Here is a 16740-nt window from a genome sequence, read left to right on the forward strand (position 1 = left end):
TGGGGTTCTCGCAAACGCGCGCGCGTTTGTCGGTTGGGTTGGTGTCTACACCTGGGGCTGGGTCACGACACCGCCACACTGGCCGGTGAATACGAGCAGTCCACACTCCTGCCAGATCGCGGGCAGTGCACCGAACAAGGCCGCGAGGTTGTCGGAGCTACCGGTGCTCGCGCTTCCGGTATCGGCCACCGCGACCGCTGGCGACGCTATGGCGATGACGGCAGCTCCCAACACAACAGCAATACGACGCTTCACGCAGTTCTTCTCTGTGCTTCCATCGGACATATCTGCTCGACACGCTAACCTCGCGTCCGAATTGTCACCATCGTCCGAACGAACGATTCCTGGGCGTCAGAGCTGGAGTTCTCGGGCGCTGGCGAATCGCCGCTGTTCGCCGGTGAGCGGGTCGGTGAAGTCCAGTGCCCGGGCCAGGAGTTGCAACGGCCGAGTGAAGTCGTCGACGGGAGTCGATGTGTACACCGGATAGTAGGGGTCGTTCACGATGGGAATCCCCAACGACGACAGATGGATTCGTAGCTGGTGAGTCTTGCCCGTTTTTGGGAAGAGTCGATAGCGGGCGAGGTCGCCGAGAGTGTCGATGAGCTCGATTCTGGTCTCGCTGTTCGGCTCCCCCGGCTCCTCGTACGCCGTCATGACCCCGTGTTCCTTGAGGATCCTGCTCTGCACGACGCGCGGAAACTGCAGTGCTGCATCGAAACCCGCGACGGCCTCGTATTCCTTGGTGACGTTGCGCGTCGAGAAGAGTTCCTGATACGGCCGTCGGGCATGCTTGGTCTTGGTGAAGAGCAACACCCCGGCGGTGGCGCGATCGAGTCGGTGCGCAGGGGTGAGGTCGGGGCAGTCGAACTGTTTGCGCAGACGCACTGTCGCGGTTTCGGTGACGTGCCGACCACGCGGGATGGTGGCGAGGAAATGCGGCTTGTCGACCACCAGCAGATTTTCGTCCTCGTGCAGGATGCCGATCTCGAACGGCACCGGAACCTCGTGCGCCGGAACGCGATAGAAGTACACCTGGCTACCGGCGCGGTAGCGAGTGTCCAAAGTTATGGGCCGACTCTTCTCGTCCACCAGTTCGGCGTCGCCGATTGCCCGACGCCAATCGTCCTCGGGCATCTCATGTTCCAGATATTCGACGATGGTGGCGGCCGGATCACCATGCGGTAGAAGCAGTCTGAGTGGTGCGAGACCGTCTCGGAAAGGCAGCATCGCTCAGGCGCAGTCGAGACAGATCAACCGAAGCCCACGGCCGGCATCACCGTCGAAGTCCTGGTATCGCGAGGTCGGGTTGCCACAAGAACTGCAGCGCCCGATGACGGCGGTGTGGTCGGAGAAGTTCTGTGCCATCCGCTTGTCGAAGACGAAGAGCGAGCCCTCCCAGAGCGCATCGTCGCCGAAAGTCTCTGCGTATCGGACGATTCCGCCGTCGAGCTGATAGACCTCCTCGAAACCGCGAGCCACCATCAGCGAGGACAGCACCTCGCACCGCACTCCCCCGGTGCAGTACGTGACCACCGGGGACTTCTTCAGATGGTCGTAGGCACCGGAATCGAGCTGGGATACGAAGTCTTTCGTCGTCTCGACGTCGGGGACCACCGCGTTCTTGAACTTTCCGATCTGCGCCTCGAAGGCGTTGCGACCATCGAAGAAGACGACGTCGTCGCCGCGGGAATCGACGAGCTCGTGCACCTGCTCCGGACTCAGATGAGTTCCGCCGCCGACCACGCCGTCCGCGTCGACCTTCAGTTCCCCGGGAGCTCCGAACGTGACGATCTCGTCGCGCACTCGCACGCTCAATCGCGGAAAGTCGTTGCCGAGGCCGTCGGACCACTTGATGTCGGCCGACTTGAAGGCCGGATAACTGCGGGTGCCGCGGACGTACTTCTTGACGTCGTCGACGTTGCCGCCCACCGTCGCGTTGATGCCGTGTTCGGAGATGAGGATGCGTCCGGTCAGGTTGTTGGACGCGGCCAGCGTCTGTTGCCACAGCCGGATCGCCTCGGGATCCGGCAATGGAGTGAACACGTAGAACAGGACGATTTTCGGTACAGCCACGCCGTCCAGTATGGCGGGTCAGCCCAGCGGTGGTGCCGCCGCCCGAAGCCGCTGGGTGCCGGAGTCGACGGTGAAGCCCGCTCCCCAATACACGCCCGTCTGCGGATCCTCCTTGGCGGTGAGGAACCAGTGGTCCATCCGAGCCGCCGTCTTGGTGACCTCGAAGACGCCGAAACCGTGACTGTCGAGGTCCACGAACTTCACGTGGTGGTTGAGCGCCTTGAACGCTTCCTCGGCGACCCGGCCCAGCGTGTGCGGCGGGGTGTGCGTCAGATCGTCGATGTTGGCCGAACTCACCGACGTGACGACCAACTCGGTGGCAGCCGGTTCCGTCGTGGCGTAGTGCGCTGCGTCGAGGGGTACCTCGCAGGCCCACGCGGAGTGGATGTCGCCGGTGATGAAGACGGTGTTGTCGACGCCTGCGTCCACGATGGCACCGAGCAGCTTGCGGCGGTCGGCCGTGTATCCGTCCCAGGGATCTGCGTTGTAGGGCAAGCCGCCCTCCGGGATTCCGAGAAGCGAGGTGACGGCCTTCGCTGCGTCTCGATCGAGCGGTGGGATCAGAGTGGGCGTGATCATCACCGGATTGCCGACGATCTTCCATTGCGTCGGCGACGACACGATGCCGTCGGTGAGCCACTGCATCTGCTCGGCACCGGTGATGGTGCGGTTCGGTGAATCGACCTCGGGGCCGTTGAACGGCAACACCTGCTGCGAGCGGTAGGTCCGCAGGTCCAGCATCGACAGCTCGAGCAAGTTGCCGAACCTCAGCCTGCGGTACAGGTGACGGTTCGTCGCGGTTCCCGCTGCGCGGACCGGCATCCACTCGTAGTAGGCCTTCTCGGAGTTGGCCTTGCGCGTGTACCAATCGCCCTCGGTGGCCGGAGTGTGGTTCTCGGCGCCGCCGTCGTACGCGTCGTTGGCCGACTCGTGGTCGTCCCACGTGCAGATCCACGGGACGTCGACGTGGGCGGCCTGCAAATCCGGGTCGGACTTGTACTGACCGTGCCGCTGACGGTAATCGGCGAGCGTAACTATCTCGTGCGTGGGCGAATGCTGCCGAACGACGCCGTCGCGCCCCGGGAAGCCGCCCGTCTCGTACTCGTAGATGTAGTCGCCGAGGTGCACGATGGCGTCGAGGTCTCCCCTGGCCGCCAGGTGGCGATAGGCACCGAAGTAGCCCGATTCCCAGTTGGAGCACGAAACGACGCCGAAACGCATGGCATCGATATCGGCATCGTTGGCCGGGGCGGTGTGCGTCGTCCCGACTGCCGACGCCGCGTCGTTCGTGCGGAAATCGTAGAAGTACGTAGTGTCTGCACTGAGGCCGTCGACGTCGACCTTGACGGTGTGATCGGTATCGGGGCCGGTGGAGACGGTTCCGGAGGCGACGACGTCGCTCATGTCTACGTTCCGGGCGATGCGCCAGGTCACTGATACCTGCGGGCCGACGCCGGAGCCCGGGGTGGCGTCGGGCGTGGGGGTGATGCGGGTCCACAGGATGATCGCGTCGGGCAACGGATCTCCTGATGCCACCCCGTGCAGGAAGCCTCGATCGCTGCCCTGGGCGTGGGCGACCGCGGGCAAGGTCGTGACGACTCCGGCCACGGCAACAGCGACCGACGACGAGCGAAGAAACGTTCTTCTGGACAGCGCAGAATCAGCGGGCATCGGGTCAGTCCATGCGATGGATCGTCGGTGGTCAAGTAAGGCGCGCCTGGGTCGGCCACAGTGTTCACCAGCCGGCCATGCTGCGGACGCTGGTTTGCCGTCGTCGCTGCGGGAGAACACTCCGAGAATGGACGCTCTGTGGTTGTTCGGTGATCAGCTCGGCCCGCACTTCCACTCCGTGGACGAGCATGCCGAGCGAGACGTGCTGATGATCGAGTCCCGGCGCGTGTTCCGCCGTCGGCGATACCACCGGCAGAAGCTCCATCTCGTGTTGTCCGGGATGCGTCATCTGGCCGACGAGCTGGGTGATCGCGTCACCTACCTGCAGACCGAGACGTATCGCGAAGCCCTGGCCGAGTACGGCAAGCCCGTGGTGGTGTTCGAGCCCACCTCGCACGCGGCGGAGAAGTTCGTGGCAGGCTTGCACGAGGAGGGTCTGGTCTCGGAAATTCTGCCGACTCCGATGTTCGCGCTCCCCCGGGCCGAGTTCGCCGACTGGGCGGCCGAGCGCGGCACCTTCCGCATGGAGACGTTCTACCGCGAGCAGCGCAAAAGATTCGATGTACTGATGGACGGTGCCGACCCGGTCTCGGGCAAATGGAACCTCGACGCTGAGAATCAGTCGCCACCCCCGAAAGGTCGGCTGACCCTGGGCGTGGAAGAACCATGGTGGCCGACCGAGGATGCCATCGACGACGAGGTGCGTGCCGATCTCGATACGTGGGAGCTGGACACAGTCGGAGTCGACGGGCCCCGAGTGTTCGCGGTGACCGCTTCCGAGGCCTCGGAAGCGTTGTCGCACTTCGTGAATTACCGCTTGGACGACTTCGGCAAATACGAGGACGCGGTGATGGCCGACGACTGGACGATGTCGCACTCGCTGTTGTCGGTCCCACTCAACCTCGGTCTGCTGCAACCGTTGGACGTGGCGCACGCCGCCGAGGACGCCCATCGCGACGGCACCCCGCTGGCGAGCGTGGAGGGTTTCGTTCGGCAGATCCTCGGCTGGCGCGAATACGTGTGGCACCTCTACTGGCATATGGGGCCGGAATACCTCGAACGGAACAAACTCGAAGCCCATGAGCCACTGCCGGATTGGCTACTCGAGTTGGACGGCGACGCCGTGGTGGCGAAATGCCTGTCCAGTACCGTCGACGGCGTACGCGACCGCGGCTGGGTGCACCACATTCCGCGGCTGATGATCCTGGGAAACTTTGCGCTGCAACATGCCTGGGACCCACGAGCGTTGACCGAGTGGTTCGCCACGGCATTCGTCGACGGATTCGCCTGGGTGATGCCGGTGAACGTCATCGGCATGAGCCAGCACGCGGACGGCGGACTGATCGCCACCAAGCCCTACGCCTCGGGCGGGGCGTACCTGAACCGCATGACCGACTACTGCAAGCCGTGCGAGTTCAACCCGAAAAAGAGGCTGGGTGACGACGCCTGCCCCTTCACCGCGGGCTACTGGGCCTTCGTCCACCGACACCGCGAGATGCTGGCACTGAACCACCGCACCGCGCGACAGGTGTCGTCGATGAACCGATTGAACGACCTCGAGCAGGTGCTGGAACAGGAACGCCAACGCGAGGTGTACTGACGCGCCCTCGACTATCGCGAGTATCGACTCGGGAGGAGGCTCGGCGGCAGTGAGATCAGCCCTGCCTTGCGCGGCGTCGTGGGCACCGACTGCGCGACGCCCACCACGCCGGCTGAGACGCTGCCACGAGGACCGAGCGTGTTCCACCTGTCGCAGCCGACAGTGCATTCAGTCCGCCGCGCACAGAGGATCCCCGAACAACTGAGTAGAGCAGCAGAATTGGCAGATCGCTCGAGCGCAGGTTCGGGCGTCGCCGTCGGCGATACCGAGCGGACTCTTTGGGGGCATTGCGCTCCGCACCGAATCGTCATCGCGAGATCACACCGCCGCAGAATTTGACGTCTCACCCCGGCTCGGTACTCGGGCAACGTTCGGGGTCGATGGGTCCGGTCCACATGCACCGATGCTCGGGTGTACTTCTCGTCGAAGTATCGCGGTCTTGTGCGGTCGCCGGAGAGATCGAGCCTTTACCATGCGCCACCGACAGGTTCGGGTTATCGAATCCTTATGCACAGCAATAGTTTTCGATTGCACCATCATTGCGTATCGAACACCCGTTCGATACACTTCTTCCTATGACCACGGAGATCTGGCGACTGAGCGAAGCAGAACTGCTCGCCGACGCTGCCGCGGTCTCTCATGACATCCAACTGCTGGAAGCCCGGCGGATCGCATTGGTCGCTGAAATCGACACCCGCGTGAGCCGGGAGAAGCTCGGCTTCCCCGGGCCCGCCGGTTGGCTGACCTCTACCACCCTGCTCACCCCCAGCAAAGCAACCAAGATCGTTGCCCTCGCCCGCGGACTGAAGAACTTCCCCGACATCGCCGACGCTGTGAACACCGGCGTCATGTCCGTCGACCACGCCGCCCTGATCCTCACCTTCGCCGAAACACCACCGAAGAACCTCCCGCAAGAGGGTCGCGATATCGCCCGCACCGCGATGATCACCGCCGCCACCGGGCCTGGGGCACGCACCGACAAGATCCGTGAAGCGATCACCAAACTCGAAGACACCTACGGCAGCGACAAGCCGCCCCCTGAGGACACCGACCGCAACGAACTGTTCGCATCGAAGATGCTCAACCAACGCCTCTGCCTCAAAGCCGACTTCGATGCCGTCACCGCAGAAAAGCTCTTCACCGCACTCTCACCGCTGACCGAACCTCGGCCCGCAGCCGACGGCACCCCCGACGAACGCAGTCCTGCGAGGCGACGCGCCGACGCATTCGGGCAGATCCTCGACCACTACCTTGCTACCAAGGATCGCCCCACCGAAGGCGGCGAAAGACCGCACATCAACCTGCACATCCGGTTGCAGGACCTCCACAGCCTGAGCGGTCAGAACACCGACGACATCACCGACGACGAAACCACCCGCACAGCAGCAGAATCCGACAACGCCGATCCAGCCAACCCGGTGGACATCGACGCCGGCAACCCGATCCACTCCGACCCAATACACTCCGACCTGACCGAGTCGGACGCGGCGGATGAACTCCAGACCGGCAGCGCTGCCGGACCGAGCCAGGATCGCAGCGCGTATCGGGATCTGTTCGGTGATGGCACCACCGTCGGATGGCTGCCCTGGATGGGACCACTCTCCCGCAATACGTCCCGCCAACTCGCGTGCGATTGCCTCCTCACCGCCATCGTCATGGACGAGAACGGCAACCCGCTCAACCTCGCCCGCACCGCCCGCACCGTCACCGCGAAACAAAAGCGCGCGTTGACAGCCCGCGATCACGGGTGCGCGTTCCCCGGCTGCGGCAAACCCGCCGCCTGGACAGAGGGGCATCATATTTGGCATTGGACCGACGGCGGCCCCACGGACATGAACAACCTCGTCCTACTGTGCGGATTCCACCACCGACTCATCCACCACAGTGACTGGGAAGTCTTCATCGGTACCGACAACCACCCGTGGTTTATCCCGCCGGCCACCGTCGACCCGTACCGAGAACCCCGACAATCCCACGCCCGAGCCGGCCCCCACATCGCGTAACCAGCTGAACGCACACCAGCCCCGCACCGAGAACACGATGCGGGGCTGGAAAAGGTTGTTCGACAGGTTGATTCGAGTGACTCGAGAGTGCCGTCGCCCTAGGTCGGCCCATCTTGTTCTTTTACGCTCCGCTCAATTGGTCGAAGCCATGCCGGCGTCGACCTTCGCAACAGCCTCGTCGATCATCGGCACATATCGCTCGAGTGCCCACGGCACCGTCAGCGGATTGATGATCGACGACCCGGTGACGAAGGACTGATCCGTCGGCGCAACGACCGAACCGCGGGACACAGCTGGAATCTGCTTGTAGGCAGGCTGATTCTCGGTGTCGGTGCGGTTCTGCGGATCGGAGTAGAAGGTGAAGATCAGGTCGGAATCGTTCAACAGATTGGCGTTCTCCAAGCCGATCACCGACGAGTCGGTGCCCTCGGTCTCGTCGAGCGTGTTCACCACCGGATCGACCTGCAGCCCCAGACCGCGCACCATCGCGACGCGCTGCTCGTCGGCGAGGAACACTCCGAGCGTTCCGGGACCGGTGTTGTAGATGTACGAAAAGCTCACGTCCGCATACTCGGGGTGCTGCGCCGCGGCGTCGGCGAAGCGGTTCTCGATCTTGTCGATCTCCTCCGCAGCCTTCTGTTCCTCGCCCATTGCCTTGCCGATGACGGTGATCTGGTCCTGCCACGTCGTGGTCCACGGCTTTTCCTCGTAGGCGACCACCGGGGCGAAGGCACTGAGCTTGTCGAACTGATCCTGCGTGACCCCGGACCACGGTGCGAGAATCAGATCCGGTTCGAGCGCCGCGACGGCCTCGACGTTCAATTCGGTTCCACCCGTGAACTGCTGGGGAAGTTCGGCCCCCAATTCGGTGACCGCGTCGTGCACCCACGGCAGGTAGCCGGTGTCGTCGGCACCCCACGAGTACTCCTCGACACCGACAGGGACGGTGCCCAGCGCGATGGCCGTCTCCGCCGAGCCCTGACCGAGTGTCACGATGCGCTCCGGCTTCTCGGTGATGACCGCCTGCCCCAGCGCGGAATCGATGGTGACAGCCGCGAAGTCACTTCCCGCCTGCGGCTCGTCGGCGGTATCGGTACTCGAGCATGCGCCGACCACAAGGGCCGACACCGTGAGCGCGGACAGCAGGGTTGCGCGGCGCGCAGTCCGTCGACCGGCCGGTGAAGCAGAAAACATGATTACCTTTCGACAAGCAAAGGGACGTTAAAGTAACCCTAGGCTAACCTCTCATTCAGTTTCAAATGCGCTGCACAGCGGGCGTTCGCTACGGTGGAGGCATGAGCCTTCCTCGCCCCGCACCCGACCGGACTGCCGTCGTGACCGGAGCATCTTCCGGAATCGGTGCTGCCATCGCTCGCGAACTTGCCTCCCGGGGTCACGGAGTCACCCTCGTCGCCCGCCGCGCCGACAAGCTCGACGAACTTGCGGACGAGCTCCGCTCGCGGGGAGTTCGCGCCGAGGTGCTGGCAGCAGACCTGTCCGATCGCAGCGCCCGCGCCGAATTGCTCGGGCGCATCACCGAACTCGGCCTGATACCGGACATACTGGTGAACAACGCCGGGCTGTCGACACTCGGCCCAGTCGTCGAATCCGATCCGGAAGCAGAGATGAACATGATCGAGGTAGACGTGGTTGCCGTCGCCGATCTGTGCACTCGCTTCCTCCCCGGTATGACCGAGCGACGACGCGGCGCTCTACTGAACGTGGCCTCCACCGCCGCGTTCCAGCCGCTTCCCGGCCAGGCCGGATACGGCGCATGCAAGGCGTTCGTTCTCTCCTACACACAGTCCTTGACAGGAGAGCTGCGCGGAACGGGAGTGACCGCCACCGCGCTGTGCCCCGGACCGGTGCAAACCGGTTTCGGCGAGGCCGCGGGCTTCGCGAAAGACGACGCCGAGAAGGCACTGCCATCGATCATGTGGGTGTCTGCAGAAACGGTGGCCAAGACTGCCGTCGACGACATGACCAAGGGACGCATGGTGTCGATCCCCGGGCCCGCCAACCGCATCGGATCGATCTTCGCCCAGATCACCCCGCGAACCTTGTTGGTGCCCATGCTCACTCGTATTCATCCAGGCCTGAAGAACGGCGCATCCTCATGAGCCGCGAATTCACAGTGTCCGACAGCGTCATTGTCAACGCCGACGCCGACACCCTCTACGCTGCGATCAGCGACCCCACCAAGATGGGCCAGTGGAGTCCCGAAAATACCGGTGCCACCGTGCACGATCCTCGCGAGAGCGCCTACGTGGGAATGGTATTCGACGGAACCAACAAGCGCGGCAGGGCGAAGTGGATCACTCGCTGCACCGTGACCGCAGCCGACCCAGGCAAGACCTTCGAGTTCCGCGTCCACGCCATCGGCAAGAGCGCTCCGAAGATCAAGGGCGCGAACGCAACCTGGCGATACGACTTCGAGCCGGTCGCGGGCGGCACAAAGGTCACCGAAACCTGGACCGACGACAGAACGAAATGGCCCGATGCCCTGGCGCTCGCGTTCGACAAGATCGTCACCAGCGGCAAGACGTTCCCGCAGTTCCAGCGTCGCAACATCCGAAAGACGCTGGAGAACCTGCAGAAGCGTTACGCCTGACGCTAGGCCTGCCGGGTGTACAGGCCGAGAACGTACGACGCCTGCCCGGCATGCTGAAGGTTGTCGGAGACCACGGACACCAAGCGCGCACCCAACGTGACCGGCGGATCCCAGTTCTCGTCGACGATCCGGTCCAGGTCGTCGGTCGAGATACCGCTCAGGTACGCAACGGTTTTCGAGTGCACGGCGTCGTGGTATTCGCGCAACAACTCGGGGCTCGAGGTGACCTGAGCGACGTCGGAGGACGATTGGCCGTACCCGATGTCGGACTTGTCGAACGGCAATCCGAAACGCTCGAACCACGAGTCCGACGTCCAGACCTGTTCGCTCCCGGCCACACCCGCGATGTGGTCGTCCTGCACTCGCGTCAGGTGCCACAGCAACCACGCGATGCTGTTGGCATCGGCGTCGGGCCGATAGGTCAACGCGGCAGTGGGGATGTCGTCCAACACCGAGTGAACGAGTTCCTTGATCCGGCCGAACGCGTCGGTGAGCAGGTCGTTGTGATTCATGAAAGATCCATCTCTTCTCTGACAGCACTGATAACCCCTCATGCATACCCCGATGCGGCCACGGGGAACATCGAGCCGGGCCGAGCGCGTTGGACCGAATATGACTTCTCCAGCAATTGTGTACACCCGCACCGGCGATTCGTCCGTCCTCGAGCCGAAGGATCGCGAGGTGGCCGAGCCGGCCGCAGGCGAAGTGCGCGTGCGCGTCGTGGTCTCGGGCGTCAATCCGACGGACTGGAAGAACAGAACCGGTTCCGGACCGGGCGAGAAGCTGGCGTTCGACGAGGTGGTTCCGAACCAGGACGGTGCCGGAGTGATCGACGCCGTGGGCTCTGATGTCGACGGCGTCTCCGTAGGAGATCGTGTCTGGGTGTACCTGGCCCAGCATCAGCGTCCGACCGGAACGGCGCAGAAGTTCACCAACCTTCCCGCGTCACGAGTCGTTCCTCTCCCCGACGGCGTCAGCTTCGACGTCGGCGCGAGCCTTGGCGTACCCGCGATGACGGCGCACCGCGCACTGACGGTGTCCGAGGACGGCCCGTCTCGCTTGCATCCCGGCGCGTTGGAAGGCAAGTCGGTTCTGGTCGCCGGTGGCGCCGGTGCCGTCGGCCATGCCGCGATCCAGTTGGCCCGCTGGGCAGGCGCGACCGTGGTGACGACCGTCAGCGGACCGGAGAAGGGCGCACTGGCCACCGCTGCCGGCGCGCACCACGTGGTGAACTACAAGACCGGAGACGCCGCCGCCGAAATCCGCGAATTGGTGCCCAGTGGAATCGATCTGGTGGTCGAGGTCGCTCCCGCACAGAACGCCGCACTCAACGCGGCCGTGGGAGCGAACCGAGCATCCGTTGCCGTCTACGCCAACAACGGCGGCGACACCATCACCCTCGACGTCCGGCCGAACATGGTGCTCAACACTCGCTACCAGTTCGTGCTGCTCTACACCGTGGGCGACGAGGCTCTTCGCAACGCCGAGGCGGACGTCAGCGCAGCGGCGGCAGCAGGTGTGCTGGAGGTGGGCGAAGCCACCGGCCTGCCACTGCACCGCTTCCCGCTGAGCGAGACCGCGGCTGCTCACGACGCCGTGGAGAACGGAACCGTCGGCAAAGTGCTGATCGACGTCTCCACCGAATAACTCAGGTGATGACCGGCAACGTGGACCACGGGAAATTGATCCACTTGTCGGTCTCTTGCCACGAGTAGTCCGGCTGCACAATGGTTCTGGGCTTGGTGTAGATCACGGCCGACCGCACGTCGGCCGTGTGCGCCTTCAGTAGATCGATCACCAGAGCCAGGGTGCGGCCGGAGTCGGCGACGTCGTCGACCACGAGCAGCTTCTTGCCGACGATCGCGTCGGTATCCAGAAGTGGTTCGAGCACAACGGGATCGGGCAGGGTCTCTTCGATGTCGGAGTAGAACTCGACATTGAGGGTGCCCGCTGCCTTGACGCCCATCGCATAGGAGATGGCACCGGCAGGGATGAGTCCGCCGCGGGCGATTGCGATGACGATGTCCGGAACGAACCCGTCGTCCACGATCTTCCTCGTCAGGTCGCGCGAGGCGTCTCCGAAGGTCTCCCACGTCAGTACTTCGCGTTCCGGTTCGGTCATGACGGATTACTTTACCCAAGGCCTATTTTTGCCGAATGAGCAAATTCGTTTGCGCTCGGGGACGACAGCGGGCAATCTCGAACCATGGCCGACCACACACCTGCGCACACCCATCCCGCCGACCCGACCCACCCAGAACCCGATTTCGAGAACGGCACCTTCGACGAATCGTTCTGGGACAACCTCTACAACCAACGCACCGCCATCTGGAGCGGAAATCCCAACGCCGTGTTGGTACAGGAAGCGTCCGAGCTGACTCCGGGCCGCGCCCTGGACATCGGCTGCGGTGAAGGTGCCGACTCACTCTGGCTGGCCGGCGAAGGATGGAACGTGACCGGCGTCGACATCTCCGATGTCGCCCTGGGCCGCGCTCGCGCCGCACAGCAGGCACTCGGGTCACAGACGCTCGCGGTGGATTGGCGTCAGGAAGACGTACTGGACTGGACTCCCCCGGCCGCGGCGTTCGATCTGGTGTCGGTGCACTTCTTGCAGGTGCCGCCGGACGAATTGGAACTGACCACCCGCAGGTTCGCCGCGGCGGTCGCGCCGAAGGGCCGTCTACTGATCGTCGGGCACAGTCCCAGCGACAGCCACGCCTCGCAGCACCCGGCCAAGCACCGACTGTTCGCACCGGAGCCGGTCGTCGCTGCGGCGGGCGACGGGTTCGAGGTGATTCACGCCGAACACCGCACCCGGACGACGCCGGACGGCGACGAGCGAATCGACACAGTGGTGGTGCTGCAGCGCCGGTAAACTCTTCGCAGTGATCTCGCAGTCGACGTACCGAATTCCCCTGGCCGTCACGTTCGTCGTCGCGCTGATCGTTCTCTTCACCCCCGCGTCCGGGGTGCCGTCCGGCTTTCAGCACAGCGACAAGATCATTCATTGCATCCTGTTCGCTGCTCTCGCCTACACCTCCCGACTCGCCGGCATCGGCTGGGTGAAGACCGCACTGTGGGTGTCGGCGTTCGCAGTGGTATCGGAGTTCCTGCAGGCGATCCTGCCGTTCGGTCGCTCCGGATCGGCCGCCGACGCACTCGCCGACGTCGTCGGTATCGCACTGGGCCTGGTCGCAGCGAGCAGGGTTCTACCGCAGCGCGTCCGAAAGGCACCGCACCTGCACTAGACTGAGAGGGCACCGGGGTTCCTCGGCCAGCGCGAACACTCCGGAAGGAACGTCATCACCTCGTCTTCTGCCCCGCACGATATCTACCTCGTTCCACCGGAGCACGAGACCAACGATGCCGTCACCCGAGAATCCGACGCTGCCGCCGCGCGCTTGAGCGAACGGTCCGACGTCGTCAGCCACGACGGCCGCTACGCACTGACCATCACCTCGACCACCCCGCACCAGGCGATGGTGGAAGATCTGCTGTTCGTGCGCGCCGTGCTCGACGCCGCGCGGATCAAGTACCTACTGGTGCGTGGCAACGACGAGCGTCCCGTCATCGCCATAGAACTGGCCGCTCGCGAGGCACTGACCACGGCCCTGGTGCATGCCTGCCGCGCCGAGCCCTTCTACTCCAAGACCGTCGACGCCCGCGGAAAAGCGGTACTGGTAGCCGATGGCACCTTGTCGCCGTCGTCGAACGCGCGCATCGTGCGGCTCTACCGCCCACGTGTCGAGCCGTTCAGCGGGCTCTACTACGGCGCGTCGACCGCGGTGCAGATCGAGCTGTGGTCGTTCTCACCGTCCGAGATCGTGCTGCCGATCGAGAACTCGCTCACTCGCCGCAACATCCGGCCCGACGAGGCCGTCCGCGGCACCGTCGAGCGCTTCGGCCGGACCTGGCCGACCATCGAGAACATGTTCGCCGACCACGCGTCGGACATCAATTTCGACATCGACATCGTGTTCTCGTGGGTCGACGGTTCGTCCGCGGAATTCCAGGCTCAACGCGCCCGTCGGATGGCGAACTACGTCGTCGGCGAAGGCGACGATTCGGCCGCCCGGTACCGGCAGATCGACGAGCTGAAGTACGCACTGCGGTCGATTCACCTGTACGCACCGTGGATCAGGCGCATCTTCGTCGCCACCGACTCCCCGAGGCCGGCGTGGCTCGCCGACCATCCCAAGGTGACGTTCGTGCCGAGCGAGGCGTTCTTCGTCGATACCTCCGTACTGCCGACGCACAATTCGCAGGCCGTCGAATGCCAGCTGCACCACATCCCCGGGTTGTCCGAGCACTTCTTGTACTCGAACGACGACATGTTCTTCGGTCGCCCCGTCAGCCCGTCGATGTTCTTCTCCCCCGGCGGAATCAGCATGTTCATCGAGGCGACGACGCGAATCGGATTGGGCTACAGCGACGCCGACCGCAGCGGCTTCGAGAACGCGGCTCGCGTGAACCGTCGGATCCTGCAGGACCGCTTCGGGATGACGACCACCCGGCACCTCGAGCATGCGGCAACGCCGTTGCGCCGCAGCGTGATGCAGGAAATGGAGAACGAGTTCCCCGACGAGTTCGCCTCCACCGCTGCCAGTGCATTCCGCGCGAGTACGAACATCTCGGTCACGAATTCGCTGTACCACTACTACGCGCTGATGAGCGGACGCGCCGTGGTCCAGAAGGATGCGAAGGTTCGGTACATCGACACCACGTCCGTCGCGGGTCTCGAGTTGATGGAGAAGCTGCTGCCCAAGCGATCGGTCGACTTCTTCTGCCTCAACGACGGCAGCTTTCCGGAGGTCGACCTCGATCTGCGCACGCGCACCGTGACGCAGTTCCTGGACAAGTACTTCCCCATCGTCGCGCCGTGGGAACGCACCCCGAACTAGGCGTCGCTGAACAACTTTCGACGGGCGCTGTCGGCAATGGTCACTCCCGCTGCGTCGAGCCGGCGCGCGGTCTCCTCTGCCGACACTGCCTCTCCCACAGTGTCGTACGAGCCCGTCGGTACCACCGAGTGGACGACGGTGTCGTCGTAGAGGTGAACCAGGTTGTAGCCCTGGGCTCCGTCGCGACCGCGTAACCCGCCGGCGGGAACATTGAGATCCTGGGTGTAGCACGTGGCCGAGGCGACCGAGACGGGGATGCCCGCGAACGTCGCTGTCGTCGAATAGTGCAGATGCCCTGCGAGTATCGATCGCACGTCGCTGCCGCGCAGCACGTCCGCCAGGCGCGGCTGATCGATGAGCTCGACCAGAACTGCGAGATCGAGCACGGTCGGCACCGGCGGGTGATGCATCGCCAGAATGGTGCCGAACTCGGCAGGGGTTGCGAGAGTGTCCGCGAGCCAGGCCAATTGCTCGGCGGCGAGCTCACCGTGATGCTTTCCGGGGACCGTCGTATCCAGGGTGACGATGCGAAGCCCGTCGACGTCGTGCACGCGATCGATGGACTGCCCGCTCGGTTCGGCGTCGAGCAGGGTCCGACGGAACGTCGCGCGGTCGTCGTGATTGCCCATCGCCCAGACGATCTGCGCGCCGAGCTCCTCGGCCACCGGCTCGACCAGAGCGCGGAGCTTCTCGTAGGCACCCGCCTCGCCCTTGTCCGTCAGATCACCGGTGAACACCAACGCATCGGGCCGCACCCCCGAGTTCCGAACATCGGTCATCACTTGTTCGAGCCGCAACTCACTGTCCACGCCGCCGTACAAGCGACCGCCGCCGTCGACGAGATGCGTGTCGCTGATGTGCAACAAGCAGTGATGGGGACGTGGGTACTCGGCCATCCGAGACTTCATCGAACTCTCGCTCACGATCGGACCTACCGTTTCACGATCACCCGGTCGGGCGAACGCCACTGCCACAAGCCAAGCATACGAGCGTTCACTGAGAAAAAGCTGGTCGAATCCGGACGGTGAACACCGTGGAAACTCCTGGCGTGTGGCAGGTTGAGAACATGACGTCTTCCAAGTGGACCTCCCTGCTCGCAGCCGCGGCACTGACCGTGGGCACGATGCTCGGGATCGGGGTGGCTCCGGCCGCCGCGCAGGGCCTGCCGACCGTTGTCCTCGTGCACGGTGCCTTCGCCGACAGCACCAGCTGGGACGGTGTCGCGGCCGACCTACGCGGCCGCGGCTACCCCGTCGTCACCGCCGAGAACTCACTGCGCGGCCCGGCGATCGATGCGGCCTCGGTGACCGACGTCGTCGAGAACATCGACGGGCCCGTGGTGCTGGTCGGCCATTCCTACGGCGGCACGGTGATCAGCAACGTGCACGCGGACAACGTGGAGGCTCTGGTCTACGTCGCGGCGTTCATGCCGGTCGAAGACGAACCCGTCGCCCTCGAACTCGACCCGTTCCGATTCCCCGTGACGGCTCTGGTCCCACCCGTGATCGGGCTGTCGATCGTCGACGATTCGACCAACCTGATCGGCAAGAACGTCGACTCGTACATCACGCCCGCGCTCTTCCGTCCGTTCTTCGCCCCCGACGTCACCGAGGAGCAGGCCGCCCGCATGGCCGCTCACCAGAAGACCATCGCTGCCGGTGCATTGCTGGAACCGAGCGGTCCGCCGTCCTGGGCGCACACCCCGTCGTGGGCGCTGATCCCCCAGCAGGATCAGATCATCCCGACCTCTGCCGAGCGGTTCATGGCGCAGCGGGCCGGGGCCCGGGTGACCGAGGTTCCGGGCTCGCACGCGATCCTGGTTTCCAACCCCGCAGCTGTGGCCGACCTTGTGGTGCAGGCGGATTCGGGTAGCTGACGCGT

17 protein-coding genes are annotated in these 16740 nt (G+C 64.4%); 9 read left to right on the forward strand and 8 right to left on the reverse strand.

Annotated elements, in window-relative coordinates; translation table 11 throughout:
• Positions 1-45 precede the first annotated feature (45 nt).
• The 4 genes from E4P29_RS22890 to E4P29_RS22905 all read right to left on the reverse strand — a co-directional run bounded on the left by E4P29_RS22890 (position 46) and on the right by E4P29_RS22905 (position 3744).
• Positions 46-255: a hypothetical protein gene (locus tag E4P29_RS22890; RefSeq protein ID WP_135047305.1), complete on the reverse strand. Its 210-nt coding sequence runs from the start codon at positions 253-255 to the stop codon at positions 46-48.
• Positions 256-351: 96 nt separating this feature from the next.
• On the reverse strand, positions 352-1227 hold the full coding sequence (locus E4P29_RS22895) for a pseudouridine synthase (protein WP_135047306.1): 876 nt from the start codon (positions 1225-1227) through the stop codon (positions 352-354).
• Positions 1228-1230: 3 nt separating this feature from the next.
• Positions 1231-2073, reverse strand: coding sequence for a rhodanese-related sulfurtransferase (locus E4P29_RS22900; protein WP_135047307.1), 843 nt, complete (start codon positions 2071-2073; stop codon positions 1231-1233).
• A gap of 18 nt (positions 2074-2091) precedes the next feature.
• Positions 2092-3744 (reverse strand): alkaline phosphatase D family protein, encoded by a 1653-nt coding sequence (locus E4P29_RS22905; protein WP_135047308.1) that lies wholly within the window; start codon positions 3742-3744, stop codon positions 2092-2094.
• 127 nt (positions 3745-3871) lie between these two features.
• Between E4P29_RS22905 and E4P29_RS22910 the strand changes: the two genes are divergently transcribed.
• Together E4P29_RS22910 and E4P29_RS22915 are read left to right on the forward strand one after the other, a co-directional pair.
• On the forward strand, positions 3872-5344 hold the full coding sequence (locus tag E4P29_RS22910; RefSeq protein ID WP_135047309.1) for a cryptochrome/photolyase family protein: 1473 nt from the start codon (positions 3872-3874) through the stop codon (positions 5342-5344).
• Positions 5345-5919: 575 nt separating this feature from the next.
• Positions 5920-7347, forward strand: a complete 1428-nt coding sequence (locus E4P29_RS22915) for an HNH endonuclease signature motif containing protein (RefSeq protein ID WP_135047310.1) — start codon at positions 5920-5922, stop codon at positions 7345-7347.
• Positions 7348-7479: 132 nt separating this feature from the next.
• Here E4P29_RS22915 and E4P29_RS22920 read toward each other — a convergent pair whose 3' ends face one another.
• Positions 7480-8541 (reverse strand): iron-siderophore ABC transporter substrate-binding protein, encoded by a 1062-nt coding sequence (locus E4P29_RS22920; RefSeq protein ID WP_135047311.1) that lies wholly within the window; start codon positions 8539-8541, stop codon positions 7480-7482.
• A 101-nt stretch (positions 8542-8642) separates the two neighbouring features.
• Here E4P29_RS22920 and E4P29_RS22925 point away from each other — a divergent pair, with 101 nt between their 5' ends.
• Positions 8643-9467, forward strand: coding sequence for an SDR family oxidoreductase (locus E4P29_RS22925; protein WP_135047312.1), 825 nt, complete (start codon positions 8643-8645; stop codon positions 9465-9467).
• Positions 9464-9958, forward strand: a complete 495-nt coding sequence (locus E4P29_RS22930; RefSeq protein WP_135047313.1) for an SRPBCC family protein — start codon at positions 9464-9466, stop codon at positions 9956-9958. The genes E4P29_RS22925 and E4P29_RS22930 overlap by 4 nt, the downstream gene beginning before the upstream one ends.
• A 2-nt stretch (positions 9959-9960) precedes the next feature.
• Here the strand turns inward: E4P29_RS22930 and E4P29_RS22935 are convergent, their stop codons facing one another.
• A complete protein-coding gene (locus E4P29_RS22935) occupies positions 9961-10470 on the reverse strand; it encodes a DinB family protein (RefSeq protein WP_135047314.1) in 510 nt (169 codons plus the stop codon).
• A 100-nt stretch (positions 10471-10570) separates the two neighbouring features.
• Between E4P29_RS22935 and E4P29_RS22940 the strand changes: the two genes are divergently transcribed.
• Positions 10571-11605, forward strand: coding sequence for an NADPH:quinone reductase (locus E4P29_RS22940; protein ID WP_167735587.1), 1035 nt, complete (start codon positions 10571-10573; stop codon positions 11603-11605).
• Position 11606: 1 nt separating this feature from the next.
• Here the strand turns inward: E4P29_RS22940 and E4P29_RS22945 are convergent, their stop codons facing one another.
• Positions 11607-12080 carry a phosphoribosyltransferase gene (locus E4P29_RS22945; RefSeq protein ID WP_135047315.1) on the reverse strand — a complete coding sequence of 158 codons (474 nt, stop codon included), beginning with the start codon at positions 12078-12080 and terminating at the stop codon, positions 11607-11609.
• Between the two features lie 84 nt (positions 12081-12164).
• On the opposite strand from E4P29_RS22945, the gene E4P29_RS22950 reads away from it, so the two are divergent.
• From E4P29_RS22950 to E4P29_RS22960, 3 genes are all read left to right on the forward strand, one after another.
• Positions 12165-12833: a class I SAM-dependent methyltransferase gene (locus E4P29_RS22950; RefSeq protein ID WP_135047316.1), complete on the forward strand. Its 669-nt coding sequence runs from the start codon at positions 12165-12167 to the stop codon at positions 12831-12833.
• A gap of 10 nt (positions 12834-12843) precedes the next feature.
• Complete coding sequence (locus tag E4P29_RS22955) at positions 12844-13206, forward strand: VanZ family protein (protein ID WP_135047317.1); 363 nt, start codon at positions 12844-12846, stop codon at positions 13204-13206.
• A gap of 231 nt (positions 13207-13437) precedes the next feature.
• On the forward strand, positions 13438-14859 hold the full coding sequence (locus E4P29_RS22960; protein ID WP_032364905.1) for a stealth family protein: 1422 nt from the start codon (positions 13438-13440) through the stop codon (positions 14857-14859).
• Here the strand turns inward: E4P29_RS22960 and E4P29_RS22965 are convergent.
• On the reverse strand, positions 14856-15767 hold the full coding sequence (locus E4P29_RS22965) for a phosphodiesterase (protein WP_135047363.1): 912 nt from the start codon (positions 15765-15767) through the stop codon (positions 14856-14858). The two genes, E4P29_RS22960 and E4P29_RS22965, sit on opposite strands and share 4 nt — an antisense overlap.
• A 158-nt stretch (positions 15768-15925) precedes the next feature.
• Here E4P29_RS22965 and E4P29_RS22970 point away from each other — a divergent pair, with 158 nt between their 5' ends.
• Positions 15926-16735, forward strand: a complete 810-nt coding sequence (locus E4P29_RS22970) for an alpha/beta hydrolase (RefSeq protein WP_135047318.1) — start codon at positions 15926-15928, stop codon at positions 16733-16735.
• The last annotated feature ends 5 nt before the right edge of the window (positions 16736-16740 follow it).

Origin of the sequence: Rhodococcus sp. 1R11, from assembly GCF_004563845.1 — a bacterium.
Classification (GTDB): Bacteria; Actinomycetota; Actinomycetes; order Mycobacteriales; family Mycobacteriaceae; genus Rhodococcoides.